The sequence below is a fragment of the Candidatus Nitrosopumilus sp. genome (genome assembly GCF_965262695.1).
GTDB lineage: Archaea > Thermoproteota > Nitrososphaeria > Nitrososphaerales > Nitrosopumilaceae > Nitrosopumilus.
Genome location: NZ_OZ253550.1, coordinates 1460071 through 1476401, shown reverse-complemented (window position 1 = coordinate 1476401; position 16331 = coordinate 1460071). Strand labels below are relative to the sequence as shown.

General features: G+C 33.9%; 22 protein-coding genes and 2 tRNA genes. 10 read left to right on the top strand and 14 right to left on the bottom strand.

The features are described from left to right. The first annotated feature begins 4 nt into the window (after nt 1-4). On the top strand, nt 5-886 hold the full coding sequence (locus tag ACQY2P_RS08925) for a radical SAM protein (protein WP_428326277.1): 882 nt from the start codon (nt 5-7) through the stop codon (nt 884-886). Here the strand turns inward: ACQY2P_RS08925 and ACQY2P_RS08920 are convergent. Both ACQY2P_RS08920 and ACQY2P_RS08915 read right to left on the bottom strand, forming a co-directional pair. After that, nucleotides 883-1335, bottom strand: a complete 453-nt coding sequence (locus ACQY2P_RS08920; RefSeq protein WP_428326276.1) for a hypothetical protein — start codon at nt 1333-1335, stop codon at nt 883-885. The two genes, ACQY2P_RS08925 and ACQY2P_RS08920, sit on opposite strands and share 4 nt — an antisense overlap. Nucleotides 1336-1372: 37 nt before the next feature. Further along, the gene (locus tag ACQY2P_RS08915) at nt 1373-1624 is read right to left on the bottom strand and encodes a hypothetical protein (protein ID WP_428326275.1); all 252 of its coding nucleotides are present in this window, start codon (nt 1622-1624) and stop codon (nt 1373-1375) included. Between the two features lie 60 nt (nt 1625-1684). On the opposite strand from ACQY2P_RS08915, the gene ACQY2P_RS08910 reads away from it, so the two are divergent. Further along, nucleotides 1685-2197: a hypothetical protein gene (locus tag ACQY2P_RS08910; RefSeq protein WP_428326274.1), complete on the top strand. Its 513-nt coding sequence runs from the start codon at nt 1685-1687 to the stop codon at nt 2195-2197. A 1-nt stretch (nt 2198) separates the two neighbouring features. On the opposite strand, the gene ACQY2P_RS08905 is transcribed toward ACQY2P_RS08910, so the two are convergent. Beyond that, nucleotides 2199-2567 (bottom strand): hypothetical protein, encoded by a 369-nt coding sequence (locus tag ACQY2P_RS08905; protein ID WP_428326273.1) that lies wholly within the window; start codon nt 2565-2567, stop codon nt 2199-2201. Nucleotides 2568-2693: 126 nt separating this feature from the next. Here ACQY2P_RS08905 and ACQY2P_RS08900 point away from each other — a divergent pair, with 126 nt between their 5' ends. Next, nucleotides 2694-3041 (top strand): hypothetical protein, encoded by a 348-nt coding sequence (locus ACQY2P_RS08900; RefSeq protein WP_428326272.1) that lies wholly within the window; start codon nt 2694-2696, stop codon nt 3039-3041. Nucleotides 3042-3137: 96 nt separating this feature from the next. On the opposite strand, the gene ACQY2P_RS08895 is transcribed toward ACQY2P_RS08900, so the two are convergent. Next, nucleotides 3138-3398, bottom strand: a complete 261-nt coding sequence (locus tag ACQY2P_RS08895; protein WP_428326271.1) for a hypothetical protein — start codon at nt 3396-3398, stop codon at nt 3138-3140. 159 nt (nt 3399-3557) lie between these two features. Between ACQY2P_RS08895 and ACQY2P_RS08890 the strand changes: the two genes are divergently transcribed. Then, complete coding sequence (locus ACQY2P_RS08890) at nt 3558-3881, top strand: P-II family nitrogen regulator (protein ID WP_428326270.1); 324 nt, start codon at nt 3558-3560, stop codon at nt 3879-3881. 1 nt (nt 3882) lies between these two features. Here ACQY2P_RS08890 and ACQY2P_RS08885 read toward each other — a convergent pair whose 3' ends face one another. The 3 genes from ACQY2P_RS08885 to ACQY2P_RS08875 form a co-directional block, all read right to left on the bottom strand. Beyond that, the gene (locus tag ACQY2P_RS08885; RefSeq protein WP_428326269.1) at nt 3883-4737 is read right to left on the bottom strand and encodes a CBS domain-containing protein; all 855 of its coding nucleotides are present in this window, start codon (nt 4735-4737) and stop codon (nt 3883-3885) included. A 47-nt stretch (nt 4738-4784) separates the two neighbouring features. Then, nucleotides 4785-5201, bottom strand: a complete 417-nt coding sequence (locus ACQY2P_RS08880) for a universal stress protein (RefSeq protein ID WP_428326268.1) — start codon at nt 5199-5201, stop codon at nt 4785-4787. Nucleotides 5202-5355: 154 nt separating this feature from the next. Next, nucleotides 5356-5430 (bottom strand) — tRNA-Val (locus tag ACQY2P_RS08875). Nucleotides 5431-5509: 79 nt separating this feature from the next. Here ACQY2P_RS08875 and ACQY2P_RS08870 point away from each other — a divergent pair. Both ACQY2P_RS08870 and ACQY2P_RS08865 read left to right on the top strand, forming a co-directional pair. Beyond that, a complete protein-coding gene (locus ACQY2P_RS08870) occupies nt 5510-6532 on the top strand; it encodes a glycosyltransferase (protein ID WP_428326267.1) in 1023 nt (340 codons plus the stop codon). A 16-nt stretch (nt 6533-6548) separates the two neighbouring features. Continuing rightward, entirely contained in the window at nt 6549-7964 is a 1416-nt protein-coding gene (locus tag ACQY2P_RS08865) for an aspartate kinase (RefSeq protein WP_428326266.1), read from the top strand. A gap of 149 nt (nt 7965-8113) precedes the next feature. Here the strand turns inward: ACQY2P_RS08865 and ACQY2P_RS08860 are convergent, their stop codons facing one another. Beyond that, a complete protein-coding gene (locus ACQY2P_RS08860) occupies nt 8114-8320 on the bottom strand; it encodes a hypothetical protein (protein WP_428326265.1) in 207 nt (68 codons plus the stop codon). A gap of 92 nt (nt 8321-8412) precedes the next feature. Here ACQY2P_RS08860 and ACQY2P_RS08855 point away from each other — a divergent pair, with 92 nt between their 5' ends. From ACQY2P_RS08855 to ACQY2P_RS08845, 3 genes are read left to right on the top strand one after another with little or no spacing between them, the layout of a single operon-like run. After that, nucleotides 8413-9327, top strand: coding sequence for a branched-chain amino acid transaminase (locus ACQY2P_RS08855; protein ID WP_428326264.1), 915 nt, complete (start codon nt 8413-8415; stop codon nt 9325-9327). Between the two features lie 41 nt (nt 9328-9368). Then, a complete protein-coding gene (locus ACQY2P_RS08850) occupies nt 9369-9530 on the top strand; it encodes a hypothetical protein (protein ID WP_428326263.1) in 162 nt (53 codons plus the stop codon). 37 nt (nt 9531-9567) lie between these two features. Beyond that, on the top strand, nt 9568-10122 hold the full coding sequence (locus tag ACQY2P_RS08845; RefSeq protein WP_428326262.1) for a class I SAM-dependent methyltransferase: 555 nt from the start codon (nt 9568-9570) through the stop codon (nt 10120-10122). Here the strand turns inward: ACQY2P_RS08845 and ACQY2P_RS08840 are convergent, their stop codons facing one another. From ACQY2P_RS08840 to ACQY2P_RS08830, 3 genes are all read right to left on the bottom strand, one after another. After that, entirely contained in the window at nt 10123-11916 is a 1794-nt protein-coding gene (locus ACQY2P_RS08840; protein ID WP_428326261.1) for an ATP-binding protein, read from the bottom strand. 118 nt (nt 11917-12034) lie between these two features. Beyond that, nucleotides 12035-12108: transfer RNA gene (locus tag ACQY2P_RS08835), tRNA-Lys, on the bottom strand. Nucleotides 12109-12173: 65 nt separating this feature from the next. Then, on the bottom strand, nt 12174-12770 hold the full coding sequence (locus tag ACQY2P_RS08830; protein WP_428326260.1) for an SRPBCC family protein: 597 nt from the start codon (nt 12768-12770) through the stop codon (nt 12174-12176). 96 nt (nt 12771-12866) lie between these two features. Here ACQY2P_RS08830 and ACQY2P_RS08825 point away from each other — a divergent pair, with 96 nt between their 5' ends. Next, nucleotides 12867-13391: a hypothetical protein gene (locus tag ACQY2P_RS08825; protein ID WP_428326259.1), complete on the top strand. Its 525-nt coding sequence runs from the start codon at nt 12867-12869 to the stop codon at nt 13389-13391. Here the strand turns inward: ACQY2P_RS08825 and ACQY2P_RS08820 are convergent. From ACQY2P_RS08820 to ACQY2P_RS08810, 3 genes are read right to left on the bottom strand one after another with little or no spacing between them, the layout of a single operon-like run. Further along, entirely contained in the window at nt 13381-13824 is a 444-nt protein-coding gene (locus tag ACQY2P_RS08820; RefSeq protein WP_428326258.1) for a COX15/CtaA family protein, read from the bottom strand. The two genes, ACQY2P_RS08825 and ACQY2P_RS08820, sit on opposite strands and share 11 nt — an antisense overlap. Before the next feature lie 7 nt (nt 13825-13831). Continuing rightward, on the bottom strand, nt 13832-14779 hold the full coding sequence (locus ACQY2P_RS08815) for a plastocyanin/azurin family copper-binding protein (RefSeq protein WP_428326257.1): 948 nt from the start codon (nt 14777-14779) through the stop codon (nt 13832-13834). Between the two features lie 12 nt (nt 14780-14791). Next, nucleotides 14792-16318, bottom strand: coding sequence for a cytochrome c oxidase subunit I (locus ACQY2P_RS08810; RefSeq protein WP_428326256.1), 1527 nt, complete (start codon nt 16316-16318; stop codon nt 14792-14794). Nucleotides 16319-16331 lie beyond the last annotated feature (13 nt).

Sequence of the window (16331 nt, the reverse complement as noted above, 5' to 3'; positions counted from 1 at the left end):
AAAAATGATGTTAAATTATGATGCACCTCTGTACAGACCACCTTCAGAAGCAAGGTCATTAATTTTTCAAGTTACATTAGGTTGTTCATTTAACGAATGTTCATTTTGTGATATGTACAGATCAAAAGAATACTCTGAAAGACCATGGGATGAAGTAAAATCAGAAATTGATATGATGGCAAAATATTTGCCAGATACTAGAAGAGTTTTTCTTGCAGACGGAGACGCATTAAATCTTGACTCTGAATACATGATAAAAATTGTAAAATACATTAGAGAGAAATTTGCAAAGATTGAAAGAATTTCTTGTTATGCAATGCCCATGAATATTCTAAAGAAAACTTCTGAAGAATTAAAGAAGATGAACGAAGCAGGTCTTGACATGTTTTATTTAGGAATTGAAAGTGGTTCAGACATTGTTCTAAAAAAAGTAACAAAAGGGGCAATTGGGAAAACCATCATTAAATCAGTTAACAAAGCAAAAGATGCAGGTTATGTTATGTCATGTATGGTGATTTTAGGTTTGGGTGGTAGAAAATATTCAAAAGAACACATCAAAGGAACTGCTGAAGTAATTAGTGCTTGTTCACCAAATTATGTAGGGGCATTAACTCTTTATTTAGAAAATGGAATCAAACAAGAATTTCTTGAAAAGTATCAAGGAGAATTTGTAAGAATTAATGATGATGAATCATTAGAAGAGTTACAAAGTTTAATTGAACAAATTGATACTAAAGATGAGATTGTTTTTAGAGCAAATCATGGCTCAAATGCATATACAATCAAAGGCACATTCCCTCAAGACAAACAAGAGATGTTAGATAAGATAGAATGGATGAAACAACATCCAGAAATTATGCGCCCTCAAGGATTAAGAGGATTCTAGATAAAATTTTCTTGATTCAAATAGACCACTTTGAAGATATTTACAGAATAGTCCCCATCAAAGATTTTTTTTGTATCACCATTTTCAGAATGTAAAACTCTGAATTTGTATTCATATGTACCATCTTCGTTCACAGTGGTTTGAGCAAAGTGAACAGCATTGTTATTTTGAAAAATCTGAATTATGACAGGGTATCCTTCAACATGATTTGCAATTTTTCCTTCTACAAATCCCCATGGCAAATCATTATCTTCAGACGCATGAAATACAAGTGTTGATTTTTCAAGTCCCATCATCCCATTAAATGGAATGATTTCTATTTGGGATACATGTGTATGATCATTAACCATTATTTGACCAGAATGAGGATGTGCAAAAGCTGAATCTACAGACAATGACAAAAATATGACCATAACAAAAATACTAGAAAATAAAATGATTCGATTCATATCAAAAATTCCCCAGAGCTTAATTTAAGATTTTTACTTACAAATTATCAATTACAGGTTTAAGATTGTCGGGTAACTCTGGTAATTCTGTATGGCTTTCATTATTTTGAAGAATTTCAGGACCTATACGTCTGACTCTTTGGGTTCCAATCAGAGTATCTATATTTCTCTGAATATCTTTTTCAGAAAGTATACTTTTTAATTTTTCAAGCAAAGTGGCTTCATCCTCATATTTTTTGATTCCATATTGAATTAAGATTATTTTTTCTTCAGAAGAAAATTCTGGCATGATGATTCCAAGTAGTTTAAGGCTAAAAATCTTTGATTATTGAAATATAGTTAAAATACGATGAATCGCAAACTATCTTGTTTGGTAAGCAAATTACAATTAATTCAGAATGTATTAGGCATGAAAAGATATGCCACAATTGCAATAATTAGCGGTACAGGATTAGGAATTATCTATTATTTTCTAACAATGTCAATGCTTCCATCTCATTTTGATGTAGCAGTAGAGTTATCTCCAACATACATTGTAACGTCAATTACATTAACAGTTGTAATATCAGCATTAGCTGGTATCAATTTTGCAATGATGGCATTTAAGATGAAAAGAATGAAGATGATGAATTCAGTAAAAACAAATTCTTCAACAGTTTTAGGTGGAGCATTTGCTGCATTTACTCCAGGATGTCCTGCATGTACTGCACCACTTGCGGTAATTTTAGGGGCAATTGGAGGACTGTCATTATTTCCAATGCAAGGATTAGAATTGAAATTTGTGTCAGTAGGAGTATTGATTTTTTCTATTTATTGGATTGCAAGAGGATTACAAAGTAAAAGTTGTTGTAAAATAGGATAAATTATTTTTCATCTTGATTTTCATAATATAGTCGAATGACTTCATCAACTACAGTATTAGTATCATGATCTTTTTCAGAACTTACAAGAAGCAGATGATCATCACCAAGGTAAAATGAGAATCGCTTAACCTTATCATATTCACCAAGAGTGTAGATAGTTTTTCCAAGCCATTTTGACATATCTTTGCGTGCCTTCCAATCCAATATGGATAGATTTACCAGTTCTTTTTCTGCATGGTCTGAAAGTAAGTTTTTTACTCCTTCTCTCATACCGCCACCTACACGAACTGCCCATTCATCATATACTGTAGCAAATCGAATTTTGGGATCAGCATCTAAAATTTGAGAGCAGAATTTTTCATAATCCAATACTGATCTATAAAATAGGAATTATTAAAGTAAAAAATCAAATCAGGCACATTTTTTAAAAGATGTTCAAAATCAATATTTTAGAGTTTTAGAAAATCTTATCATCTAGAATGATTTCTAACAATTATGGAAATTCAGGACGCTGTTGAAAAAATTTTGAAAGTCAGTCCTTCTGTAAGAGTAGTAAGTGTCTGTGATCTTAGAGGTAACTTACTGTTCTCAGCACGTTCTAAGAAGGTAAATCTTTTGGTGTCAAAGAAACAAAGTATGGCATCATTAAAGGCTGCTGCAAAAGATTGGAAACAACGAAAAAAACTGATGAGAACTCTAGGGCCATGCAAATATGTTGTTGCAGAATATGACAAAGTCAAGAGAATAGTAATTCCTGCGGGAAAAAACCATATTCTGTATATCACTACAACTGCATCTCTAGATCATAACAAAGTTGTCAGAAAGGTACGTTCTTTCAAATAACTGACAATCTAAATTTTTTTAATTAATTTTTTGTTTTAAAATTATCGCCAAATCTAACTAGGGAATGTACATTCATTGATTGTTTGGTATCGACTATCAGAGCTTTCTTTTTCCAGTACCGCGTCCTGAACTGACCCATAATCCTTTTGTGGATTTTGTTGGAGTGCTTCCTATATCACCAAACTTAATCTTACCAGTTCCACGACCTACTGTGATATACTTGTCTGCAGATGCTTTTTTTCTTGCTTCTTGAAGTTTTTTAAAATCATTTCCTGCCCAAGTTGAATCTTTGTCATCTACTTCGATTATTCTTGTACCTCTACCAGTTCGAATTCTTCTTTTTGCCAAAATGACCACATATAGATACTAATTATCATTAATAAGATTTTGAGAGAATGGGTTTGCGAAGATTAACGACCATTTGTGGATAAATTTAGAGGTAGATAGGCATGAAAGCAATTTTCATACTTGAAAATAGAATCTGAAAGTTATAACTGAATTTAACATACATTTCTTGTGATTCGAATAGATGTTTATCTTCCAAATAATGACGTCATGGCAATAAGTGAGGGCCTAAAAGCACTAGATGTTGGAGGATTGACAGTTATGAAGAAAAGAGGCAGAGGGAAAAAACCACCGCCAGAGATTCACGCAGGAAAAGGTTCAATGATTTTTACACCTCAATTTACTGAAAAATATGTAATGGAATTGTTTGTTGATGAGGGGAAAAAAGATGAAGCAATCAAGATTATACAAGAGAATGCATCAAGAGGAAAAATAATTGTAACACCAAATGTTCACATGATAGACATTGAAAGTGGAAAAATGGATTCAGACTAGATTATTTTGAATGATTATCAACATAGATAGCTTTTAGAACATCAGTTTTGCTGACAACCCCACCTAGTTTTTCATTGATTAAGACACCAATACCATTTATTCTATTTTGAATCATCTCTTCACAAGCCACAGTAAGATCTTCTTCAAAATCTACAGATTCAAAGGTTTTAGTCATTACATCTTTAGCTTTGATTGTTTGTCCAAATCCAGAATCAGAGAGAAATCCTTTTCTTGAAAATACTATAGAAATGGAATCATCAGAATTATCCAAAACAGAATCAGAATTTCCTTGCTCTAATGCAACATGAAACAAGTCACGAAATGTAAGAATGCCTTCAGGTTCATTGTTTTTGTTCTTTAGAAAAATTCTAGATATTTTCTCTTCAATCATTTTTGAGACAACATCTTTTAGAGTATCATCAGATTGCATAGAGAGGTATGAGATGGTCATAAGATCACCAACAGAGTGTTTACCAGCACAGTTTTGAGCATAGTATTGAGCGATATCAGTTTTTGTAATAATTCCTACAATACATTCATCACCTTGAGTTACAGATAAAGAACCAATTCCTCTTTCAAGCATAATTTCAATGCAGGTTTCAATATCCATAGCATCATTAACAGATGTGATTCTATTCATTATTTGAGATACAGGGATTTCATCAAGGTTTTTTTCTGAATCATCGTTTAGCAAGAACAATCCAATGTCTTTTTCAGTTATGATGCCATAATTTTCATTCTCTTTTATGACTAGTCTGCTAATATTTTCCTGCAATAGTTTAGATATTGCATGTGATAGCGAAACATCCTTTTGAATTGTAATTGGCGTTTTCATTATGGATCGTAGTTGAGTCATGTTCTAATCCTCTTTTATTTTCAAATATATTGTAAATTTTCTTAAAGTCATTTTATCAGATATACAGGGATTTTAGATTTTTGAAGAACATGATTTGACACACTTCCAATCATATCTTTTTTTGCAGTTCCAGAACCTGTAGTACTCATAACTATATGATCGAATTTACCTGATCTTGCAGTATGTAAAGTAACATGACCAGGTGAGCCTCTGAGTAGTTTTGTGGCAAATTTCACGTTTTTATTTCCTACACGTTTTTCAGCTTTTTTCAAAAGTATTTTTCCGTCTTCCTGAAGCTGTTTATCAAAAGTCTTTGTCCTAGGACCACCTTCAGAAACATGTGGAATTACATGGATACAGGTTACATGTCCATGTGTAAATCCTGCAAGAGTAATTGCTCTATCAAGGGCTTCAAATGATTTTTTTGAACCATCAAGGGGGACTAGAATTCGATTAAGATCCATAAAGCATTTCCAAAAATACTTCCATATTAACAGTGAATCCTATTTCCACAAAAGAAATCAAACACGGAAAACAGTTTTCAAAAATGATATCTAGTAATTCTGGGGTTTTAATCCATAAAGTATGGACCAAAAATAGCAATTTAAGAAGTTCATATGGGCCCACGGGGATTTGAACCCCGGATCTTCGCCGTGTAAGGGCGACGTCATAACCGACCTGGACTATGAGCCCAGAAACCAACGTAGTTAAAAACCATTTAAACTTTGAGAAAGGTCAGAATCTAAAAATTTGATAAGAAAATAGCAATTTTGTGGTTTTTGTAAATTTTTTTTCCAGTCCAATAGGATTAGGTCACGTAACAAGAGATATTGCAATTAAAAATAATTTCCATGATATTACAACGAATTTTGTTACAGGTAGTGGAGCTGCAAAAATTCTAAAAAAATTAGAGATTCAAGTAAATGATGCATATAGTCCACCTTCATTTATTGTCGAAAATGGAACACTGAAAAGTTCTACAAAATGGCTCTGGAAGTACTATCAATATTATAAAGATTGTAAAAAGATCTCACAAAAAATTTTACAAAAAGACAACCCCAAAGCGGTGATTAGTGATGAAGATTTTGCATCATTAACAGCAGCACAAGAGATGAAAATTCCAACTATTTTGATTACTGATATTTTAGAGACACATTTTACAAAAGGTCTGGCTTCATTTATTGAAAAAAAGATGAACAGATCAATGCTTGAAATTATAAAAAAATGTGAAGTTGTGATACTACCTGAAATCGGGGATTCAGAGAATAACATTCAAAGAGTAGGACCAATAGTACGACAAACAGATTATACTAGAGAAAAATTGCGAGAAAAATTTTCATTTGGTAAAAAAACTATTGTTATTTCAATTGGAGGAACTGATGCAGGTTTATTTTTGATAGATAAAGCATTGGACGCTATTTCAAAAATCAATCAAGACCTTGAAGTTATACTAGTATCAGGACCATCAGTTCATAAAAAATATGATAATGTGAAGAATTTAGGATTTGTAGAAAATTTACATGAGATAATTTATGCAGCTGATGTTTTGATTTCACTTGCAGGAAAATCAACAATAGACGAAGCTAGCGCATATGGTACACCTGCAATATTCATTCCAATCAAAGGTCATTTTGAACAAGAAGATAATGCAAAAGAACAAGGGTTTGTTTTTGAAGATATAGAAAGGCTTGAAAAGTTAATCATGTCAAAATTAGAAGAAAAGAGAAACCAAATCAATACAGAAGGTGCAAAAAAAGCTGCCAAAATTATTCAAAGCTTAATAGATAACTATTGATTTTTGTTAGAGTACCATGGCAAAATTAGTAGTAGCAAAATTTGGAGGTAGTGCTATAGGTCCAGATGGGACATCCATTCCAGAAATAATTCAAAGAATTACTAATTTAAAAAAAGACTCCAAAGTTATTGCAGTTTTTTCAGCTCCGTTGACAATGGATAATGGAAAAAAACGCTCACTCACAGATGTAATGTTAGAACAAGGAAGAAATGCAGAGAATGGTGTTTCGCCATCATTAGATACTATCAAATCAACATACGAAAAAATTTTAGGATTAGTAGACTCTGAAAATGAAGAAAATTGCAAAAATGTGATTGAGCAAAATCTCGAAAAGGCTAAAAAAGCACTAGATGAGGCATTTGAGAACAAAGAATTTGTTGACGAGGTACGTTCACGAGCACTAGCATTCTCAGGAGAGATATTGATGTCACATGTAATGAATTACATTCTACGAAGCAATAAAATCAAAACAGAAACTGTTGATTTTGAAGATTGGCCTATAATCACAGATAACAACATAGAATCAACAAACTTCCTTACATCAGAATCTCGTTCAAAAATGGATAAAACTGTAGAGTTGGTTGAACAAAACGAGGTTGTTACCATAGGAGGATTCATTGGGAAAACAGTAGACAGCATCACAACTACATATGAGCGTGGAGGTTCTGATCGTACCGCTGCAGATATAGGGATTTTATTTCATAAAAAATATGAAACCAGCATTGATTTTGAGAAAGATAGTGCAGTAGTTTCAGCTGATCCAAAAATAATAGAATCAGGATTAAGGGAAGTTCATCAATTATCATACAATGAAGCAAGACTTGCAGGGATGTTTGGAATGAAGATTTTAGATCCAATTGCAATCAAGGAAATTGTTGAAAATGGTGTTGATATGCCAATTACCGTCACAAATATGAAAAATCCAGATAAAGTTACCACAATAAAGAGAATATTAGATGAGCAAAAAGGACATCCAATCAAGATTGTTACAGGGAAAGAAAATTGTGCAATTTTCAGAATAGAAACAACATCGATACAAAAATTATTGACATCATTAGAGAAGGACAAACGTTACAGTGAATTTATTATTTTATCTCCATTCACAAAAGATGGAATCGAGTTTTCAAGAATATTATTCTTAGATGGAGATTATGTAAAGAGAAATGAAAAATATTTGCTAGGGTTTGATTCTCTTGCAACAATAACATACAACAGAGGAGTCATCACATTGATTGGAGATGAAATGTGGAGAGTTCAGCAAGTTGCATCCAGAACAAGTGCAAAGATTGGTGAAGCAGGACTAAACATTTTGAATATGGATGCACAAGAAGAAACTTCAAGAATAATTATTGTTGTAGAAGATGCAAAAGATAACATTAGAAAAGCAATCAGTGCAATACATCAAGAAATTTCAGAAATTAATTTTATTTAGTGAAAGTGTGGCGCACGGGTTTTTACACCAGTAGCGCCATCAAGGGTTTGTTCTTGGACCATTATCTAGATTCAGTCCGGCGTTACCCTAAACACGCGATACTATAAGTTACAAATTCTACTATTTAGAGCTGATCTATATAGATCTCTTCACATACGCTCAGCTGCGTACCACAAAATAATTCCTACTCCAAGAATAGCATACCACTTGAAGTTTCTTTTGTTTGTAAAGATATTGACAGAGCCCATTTCCTCATCTCTGTAAGTTGTCTGACGAATCTTTCTCATTTCAAACGCTTGACCAATCAAGCCTATTGTCAGAAGAGCAATAGCAACAAAGCCAAAAGTCCATTCCATACGAGTTATGTCCAATTACAGAATATGTAGTTTCATGCTAAAAATTGATAAAAAGATAATTCTTTAAATTAGCATAGTTTTTTTCCTCTCCTATGAAAGAAGTTGGAAAAATCTGGATGAATGGAAAATTAGTACCATTCAAAGATGCCAAAGTTCATGTTCTAACTCACGCATTACATTATTCTACATCAATCTTTGAGGGAATCAGATGTTATAATACACCAAATGGTTCTGCCATTTTCAGACTTCCAGAACACGTGGATAGATTCTTCAAATCAGCAAAATTGTATTCTATGAAAATGCAGTTTTCAAAAAAAGAGATTTCTGAGGGAATTATCAAGACAGTAAAGGCAAGTGGACACAAAGAGTGTTACATCAGACCATTAGCATATTATGGTTATGGAACAATGGGTCTAACTCCAACACAAAACAAAGTGGATGCTTCTATTTCATGTTGGGAATGGAAGATGGGTGAATCAAAAGCAGGAAAGTTCTCAGGAGCAAAATGCAAAGTATCAAGTTGGATAAAAATAGATTCCAGATCTCAACCAACACAAGCAAAAGCAGCATCAAACTATGCAAATGCAGCATTAGCAAGAATGGAAGCATTAGAAAATGGATATGATGAAGCAATCATGTTAAATTGGCACGGAAAAGTTGCTGAAGGAAGTGCTGAAAATATTTTTGTCGTAAAAGATGACATTATTCAAACACCTCCATTATCTGCAGGAGGGTTAGAAGGAATTACGAGAGACAGTGTCATACAAATCATTGAAGAAAATGGTGGATTTGTTATTGAACGAGATCTAGAAAGAGATGATCTCTATGCGGCAGATGAAATATTCATGACAGGTACTGCTGCTGAAGTAAAATCAGTAACACAGATTGACAAAGTGAAAATCGGCAATGGAAAAATGGGCCATATTACAAAAGCACTACAAAAATCATTTACTGATGTAGTAATGGGTAAAGATGAAAGATTCTTGCCTTGGTTGACATACATCTAAACTTCCACGAAGTTTTTTACCCACAAAAATACACAAAGATTATGGATTCATGTGCAACTGGAGATACACAAGAAATCTGTTGGTTTTGTAGAAAGGGTCGTCACGAAGATTGTATGAAAGAGATTCCAACACAAGGAAAATCAGATGGCCCTCATGATTGTACGTTTGATACAAAACTCATTCCGTGCAAATGTAGTCACTAACAATTAGTATCAAATACAGCTATATCTCAAAAAATTTATGAACTATAATGAAGAATTTTGGAAAAAATATGCAGATGAGAACGAATCAAGATATAATGAAGAATTTGCAAAATTTACAAAAGATCTTGCAATATCATTACGTTGTACAAACGTTTTAGAAATTGGGTGCGGAACTGGAATTGATTTAAGACTATTTCCAGATACATTTCAAATTCACGGAGTTGATCTAAATGAATATGCACTAGGTATTGCAAAAGAAAAATTCCCAGCTGCAAGTTTTAAAAAAGCAAGTATCACAGATTTACCATTTGAAGATTCATCAATAGATTTTGTTTTTACCCATGGACTATTGAATTATCTAGATGAAGATGTATTAGAAAAAGGAGTTTCAGAAATATACAGAGTTACAGGAAAATACGTCATGAATTGTGAAACATTCAATAATATCGAAGAAAAAATTGATGAAAATCAAACATCTCGAAATATGGTCAAACGTTGGATGAATTACAAAGTAAGAATTGTAAGCGATGTTGACATGCATGAAGATATTGAACCTGAGAAAAAACGATTTGTTTTACTAAAAAAGATCTAGTTAAGAAGCTTTAGTATCTTGGGTTAAAGATTTTGGAATTTCGACAGTAAATGTAGTTGGATTGTTCTTTACAGAAATAGTTCCTTGATGTATTTCAATAATATTTTTACAACTTGCTAAACCTAAACCAGTACCTTTTTGCTTAGTGGTAAAAAGAGGATCAAAGATTTTATCAATAATATCTTCTGGAATTCCATTACCAGAATCAGAGAATTCAATTTTGACGACATCTTTACTTTCGCTTATGTTTATAGTAATTTTACCACCACCATCAGGTATTGCTTGAATTGAGTTTACTAAGAAATTAATGAACACAGCATCGATTTTTACAGGATCACAATTGATATTCACATCTTTATCAGAGATAGTGATTTTAACATTAGATGGAACGTTAATTTTTTCTATAGAGGTTTTTAAAATTTCATGAACAGAGACGTTTGCTAATTTTAGAGGAGAGTTTCTAACATATCCTAAGACATCATCAACTTGATGAGAAATTCTAACTATACTTGTATTCATCATATCAAGTCGTTTTACTATATCCGGATCAGAGAGTTTTTTATCTGCGGGTTGTTGTTTCAACAAATCTACAGTTAATTTCATGACAGATAATGGATTTCTAAGATCATGTGCAACACGTCCAGATAGTTCACCAATCGCCGAAAGACGTTCTTGCTTTAGTAATTCTTGTGTTTTTTCTTCAACAAGGTTTTCTAAAGTGGTTTTTTGTTCTTCAAGTTCTTCTGTACGCATATGTACAAGTTTTGAAAGATTTTTGTTCAAAATTAACACAATTGTCGCAAAAACTGCCAACATAGCAACAACACCAATCATGAAATTTTGAAAAGTGGTTTGTTCTTCAGTTTCTATGAAAATGAAATGAACAAAGAAAATTCCAACTACCAAAGTAATTATAGCTAATGTTAATGGAATTCCAAATTTATTAATTGTTTCAAATTGTATTTTTTCTGAAAAGAACATAGATTGTTGTTCAGAAGTTGATATCTGTGAAATCTTATAGCGAGTATAAAATGAAAAAATTAGTAGGATGTAAGTATACAGCCAAAATAGATCAACAGGATGTCCATCAAAATATGTTCCATCAAGTTCTAAAAATAAGAAAAATGTATCTGCCACACCATATATGATGAATCCAAATAAAATTAAAATCCAAGAAAAATTTGCACTTTTCTTTCCAAGATACATAATTCCAACAATTGCAGGAATGACTTGGATTGAACCTAGAATTGGATATGCAAGAGCAACTGATGTAGGGAATGCATCTTCACCCAACATATCATCATATGCTGCAGTTACAGATGGAATCAAAAATGAAACAGATAAACCAATTGCAAATAACCAAACATTTCTGTTAACGGATTTAAGAATGGGTTTTAACGAAATAAACAAAAATGCAGTCATTAACGGATATGAAGCCATGTAAAAAATGTCAGCCTCAGATGGAAATGGACTACCATCCCAAACATGATCATACATTAACCAAAGAAATTCAGCAATAAACCAAGATACTGAACCTATACCAAATACAAGAAATGCTTTTGATTGATAGTGTTTTTGTTTGAATAATTTTCGTGCAAGTATTAAAGCAAAACCTGAAAGAACTGCAGTTGAAACAAGATATGCTGGAACTGAAATCCAAGCAAACTGAGCATCATCAACAAATGGTCTTACTTGGTATATCAAAGTTATAGAAACTAATACTATAATTAAAACTGCCAAAATAGATTTGGTATTAACAAAATCTACTTTTGAAAGAGATTTACCAGTACTCAAATCACATCAATATTGGTTATATGATATTCAAATGTATATGAACATATCATGCTACTAATGTATGTAAAAAATTCTGAGATTAAATTAGAAAAATAATTTTAGTTTAGAATTTGAAAAGCGGGTCTAGAGGGATTCGAACCCACGACAGCAGGATTAAGAGTCCTGTGCGCTACCTGGCTGCGCCATAGACCCACCAAAAACACTATGCCTAGAGTTGTTATTAATCTTAAGATTGGAAAATAAAGGAAAATTATGTTTTATGCTTTAGCTTCAACTTCATTGTATTTTTCAATGATTGCAGTTAGTGCAGTTGAAACTGGAACATCATTCATCTTTTTCTTTTCGGCAAGAAGTTTTTGGTATGCTTCTAGTGTGATGTATACTGGAATTGAACCATTTCCTTCTAACAAACCTCTAACGTTGTAAAGGGCAGTTTCCATTCCTCTCTCAGCAGATTTTGCAAATTTTGCTTTATCCATAATTGCTCCTAGTGGACCAAATGGCATGTCATAATCTACTGACATTGTAACTCTTGTGAGGTTATTTCCTAATGATTTGAATTCATTAGTGATTTGCCATTTCTTGAATGGACCTTCAATTTGTTTTGCAGTGATTTTCTCATTTCTAACAAATTCGGTTGTCTCACAATCCCACTCTAAACGTTTACCGCTAAAGTCACCGATAATTCTAAAGGTTGTACCTATACCCATGCCTTCCTTGATATCCATAGGAACGACTGTCATTCCTACTGCATCAGTTTTGATTTGATCAGAAACATGTTCTGGTCTTGCAAAGTAGGTAAAGACATTCTCAACAGGTGTCTTAATATCGATTGATTTTGTTACGAGGGTCAACGATTCAATGTCTTGCCAATAAGGATTTAAAGGTTTTGAAGATTTCCGAAGGGAATCGAGTTACAATATATTCATCTAATTCCAGTATTATTCCATATGACAAAAAAGCGATCAGTTTTGATTCTATCTTTTTTGATCCTTTTCTCAACCCCAGGACTAAATGACGTATTTGCCCATTCCATGTTTAATTCTGCTGAGCAGTTTAATGCAGGGTACAGGGTTCAAGTAGCTACAGCTCCCGAATTTCCACAAATTGATGAACCATCTCAATTTTTGATTAAAGTGACTGAAGGATTTGATTATGAAGACGTTGACAGATTTACAATGGGAATGAAGATATTCTATAATGGGAAACAGGTAGACACCATACCTCCTACAGCAATAGAAGGATCCCATTGGGACTTTGATTATGTCTGGAGAAATTCAGGAAATCATATTGTCGAAGTATTCTTGTATGATATGCCAAATAATTCTGAACCACTTTCCTTCAAGTTTAACATGGGTACTCAAAGCCCGTTTGGGCAAATTTTCATTATAGCAATTACTATAGGGGCATTATCAATGACAGGAGTGTTTTTGTATATCTATATGCCAAAAATTTTTAAAAAATCTAGACTTTAATCTCTGGAGATTCTCTTGAAATTCTAAATGCAAATAATGCAGTTAGTAACACCATTGAGAATAATAATATTCCAATACCCAAGTGAATTGCAACTAGAACGGCATGAAGTTTTGTATCAATTACTAAAGCACCAAGTGTAATTTGCGTAATAACAAATACCGTAGCAAGTGTACTTGTGATTTTGATTTTGGTGTCAGCTCGTTTGTTAAGAAAGCTTGCAACCATAGTTGCAATAACCAAAACACCTGTAGTAGCAGCTGCTAATCTATGAATCCATTCAATAAGATACTCTTCAGATGGCATTACACCATTTGGACATAGTGGCCATTCAGGACAAGTAAGTCCAAGTCCAGCTGCTGAAATATATCCACCTAAGAACATAAGTGAATACAATACAATCATAGTTGCTAGAGCAAGATATTGGATAGCCAAAATTTTTCTATTCTATTGTGATGTTACCGACCATCCAAGGATGAACGATACAATAGTAAGGATATTCACCTGGTTCATCAAGGGTTACAGAAAATGTTAGACCTCCGGCAAGGATACTACTATCAAATATTCCATCAGGACCATCTGCAGGAGTTCCACTTGTAACTGTGTGAGCAGCAGTGTCATCGTTTGACCAAACAATCTCGGTTCCTGCTGGTGCTGTTACGTGATATGGGATATAACATTCATTTGTTTCCTGGCATCCAGGAACTCCAGAGCCTTCTGGGAGAGAGATAGAACCATCATATGCAACTGGTTCAGTTGAGACTGGTACTTTTTCTTCCATTGTTTCTGTTTCCATTGGTTCTGGTGCTGCCTCTATAACTTCTTCTGGAACCTCAGCATCACCTACAATGATTTTTCCTACCATTCCTTGTTCTCTATGACCTGGAACTGTACAAATATAGTAAAATACGCCTTCCTCACCTGCGATAAATTCTGAAGTTCCACCTTCACCAGATTTTAGTGGGTTTGATGGGCTTGCAACTTCACTTCCTGGGAAAATTCCTCCAAAGCCCTCAGTGTCTGCTGTAACACCAAAGGAGTGGAATGATACACCATCGTTTACTACATTAAAGATTACTTTGTCACCAACTTCCATGTTGATTGTTGGATTGTTTCCTGGTTCTCCTGGTAATGCATTAAATGCCAAAGTGATAAAGTCCGAAGATTCGATAAATGAAAGGTCAGATGTTATAGTATCACCAGTATGAACTGCTACTGCAGTTGGTGCAGAATCACCTCCCATCATTGCGACAACTGGGGCAGGTTCTGAAATCCAATAATCCCAAAGTGAAAAGAAGATTGCTCCGCCAACAATACAAATTCCCAACATGATTGCCATCATTTTTCCTGTTCTTGCCGGTGTTGTTAGATAGTATTGATTTTCAGTCATTTCATTTATCTCCTAATGTGATGGGTTCTTTGCCTCAAATGGATAATAGTATTTGCCTCCAACACCAAATGGATCCTCTGGATTTGCAGGTTCTCCTTTTCCAGCGCTGTAAATCATGTTAACCAAAAAGACTACCATACTGACACCAATTACCATTGCACCAACTGATGCAATTTGGTTCATTGCAATCCATTCTGGGATTGGTGGGTAGTCAAAGATTCTTCTTGGCATTCCATACAATCCAAGTACGTGTTGAGTAAAGAATACCAGAATAGTTCCTACAAATGATAGAATAAAGTGAATCTTACCCATGGCTTCATTGTACATTCTTCCTGTAACATATGGATACATGTAGTAAAGGAATCCAATTGAACCAAATGCAATAGTTCCCATCACAAATAGATGGAAGTGTCCAACGACCCAGTAAGTATCGTGAGTTGTAAAGTCTAATGGCATAGCTGCATTTGCAACACCACCTGCACCTGCTGAGAAGAATAATGCGATTCCACCAACAGCCCACATCATTGGAGTTGAGAACTTGATTCTACCATTCCACATTGTTGCAATGAAGTTATAGACGTGCATTGCAGATGCTGGAACTGCTGCAAGAGTTCCTACCATGAATACTGTCTTTTCAGTGAAAGACATTCCAGTTGCATACATGTGGTGTGCCCATGATGAAAAGCCGACAATAGATAATAGTACAAATGCAAAGATACCAGAGTTGAAACTGTAGATTGGTTTTCTTGAAAATCTTGGAATAATCTCATACATCATACCAATAGCTGGAATGACAAGAACGTATACTTCAGGATGGAATGTAAACCAGAACAAGTGTGCATATGCAATTGGATCTCCACCCATTGCAGGATTAAAGAATCCAGTTACACCAAGTCTGTCAGTTAAGAGCATTAACAATGCTGCTGCAAATGTTGGAATTGCAACAAGGATGATTAATGATGAGGACAAGAATGACCAAGCCAATAATGGAACCTGACCAATTGACATGTCAGGGTGTTTACATTTGAGAATTGTAACAATAAAGTTGATTGCACCAAGAACTGATGATACACCTAAAATCTTTAGTCCAAATATCCACATGTCAGCTGCTGGACCCGGAGCACTGATAATAGAATATGGAGGAGTTGCATACCAAGTAAAGTCTGCAAAGCCTAACCAGATTAGTGCTCCTGCAGGAGGAATCATCCAAAATGCGATTGCATTAAGTTTTGGATAAGCCATGTCTTTGTACCTGACCATAATTGGAACAAAGTAGTTACCAACAGCAGATGCAAATGGTATGATAAACAAGAAGATCAAAGTGGTTCCGTGAACTGTAAAGATTCTGTTAAAGGTCATTGCATCACCAATGATTTGTGCTCCTGGTAAGAATAATTCAGCTCTAATTGCAAGTGCTAATGCACCACCTAAGAACAAGAATCCTATAGACATGATAAGATAAAGTAAACCAACATCAGTGTGATGAGTTGAAAACATTATTTGCCAAATTGGACGTGGTTTTTGTAATTCTAGAACCATTAGTTAATTCCCT